The 1,265-nt window shown below is 36.9% G+C and carries 1 protein-coding gene and 1 pseudogene; one reads left to right on the forward strand and one right to left on the reverse strand.

Translation table 11 applies throughout. The features are described from left to right. The first annotated feature begins 272 nt into the window (after nucleotides 1-272). The gene (gene folK, locus F6K27_RS33250) at nucleotides 273-788 is read left to right on the forward strand and encodes a 2-amino-4-hydroxy-6-hydroxymethyldihydropteridine diphosphokinase (protein WP_287273868.1); all 516 of its coding nucleotides are present in this window, start codon (nucleotides 273-275) and stop codon (nucleotides 786-788) included. A gap of 40 nt (nucleotides 789-828) precedes the next feature. Here folK and F6K27_RS33255 read toward each other — a convergent pair. Further along, a pseudogene (locus F6K27_RS33255) lies at nucleotides 829-1,265 on the reverse strand (IS630 family transposase); the annotation flags it as partial.

Raw genomic sequence — 1,265 nt, forward strand, 5'->3', positions numbered from 1 at the left:
GTAAACAATTTCAAGCTATAAACTGTAAATTATCAATACCATTACAGACATCCTTAAAACTTTAAGGTTTAGCGATCGCCTAATTTATGAAAAATACAGCTCATACAGTTACTTTTATATTACATTGCAAATATCTATGTAACATGTAAAGATGCCAGCGCTCATTGCTATAAGTTCTTGGGTCTTTTGTCAGATAGGAAACTTTGATAGTTTCTTGTTGACTTTCTTAAATTTAATTCAGCAAAAAATTAGAGCAAATATTCCGCCAGTTAATGTCTAATCAAATTGACTTCAGCCAATCAGAAAAACAAGAGAATAATGTAGCTGTTGCTCTTGGTAGTAATCTTGGTGATTCTTTAAGTATTCTAGAAAATGCAATCCAAATTTTCTCCAAAACTCCAGGTATTACCTTAAATACTTATTCTAGCTGGTATCGGACAAAACCAATCGGTCCAGAACAACCAGATTATCTGAATGGTTGTGCATTATTAAAAGTAGAATTAACTCCTCAAAAATTGTTAGAAATTATTTTGGATATAGAAAAACAATTTAAGCGAGTACGTTTAGTACATTGGGGACCTAGAACTCTAGACCTAGACTTAATCTTATATGATGATTTAATATTAGATATTCCCAACCTGCAAATACCCCATCCTCGGATGAGAGAAAGAGCTTTTGTTCTCGTACCCCTAGCAGAAATAGCTCCTGATTGGATTGACCCAGTATCAGGAAAAGCGATCGCTCAACTTCGAGAAGAGGTAGAATGTTCAGGAGTATCTAAACTTTAAACTGGCAAGTTAAAATAGCAATTCTACTAGCGCGTCTAGATTAAAATTGTGGGTAAAGATGATGTAGTTTTATCCTAGTATCAGCAGTAGAAAAGCGCCAATGAACCTTAGCTTGAGAAGCATTGCGTTCATCCTGCCATGCCCGAAGTTCTTGCTCTAGTATGGGATTTGCTGACGCAACGCTACCGCGAACGCTCCGAATCCGACGCTCAAGACATTGTTGATTAAGTACGCTTCTATTTCTACGATATTTAGCCAACTACCATTGCGTGGGGGATGGTGAATTTCAAGGTACCGAGCTAATTGATCAGCTTCTGATACCGGAAACCCTTGATACAAAGAAGCAATATGATGAGTGTGAAGATTGTCACAAACTAACTTGACCTTGCGTGCATTTGGATAGTCCACTAATAGTAGATTACGTATTTGTTCTGCCCACTCAATACGAGTTCGATGTTCATAGCTTTTAACTCGTCG

Source organism: Okeania sp. SIO2F5, from assembly GCF_010692685.1.
GTDB classification, from domain to species: domain Bacteria; phylum Cyanobacteriota; class Cyanobacteriia; order Cyanobacteriales; family Microcoleaceae; genus Okeania; species Okeania hirsuta.

Coding starts and splice junctions, on each gene's coding strand:
- folK (WP_287273868.1), top strand. CDS start 273: ATGTCTAATCAAATTGACTTCAGCCAATCAGAAAAACAAGAGAATAAT.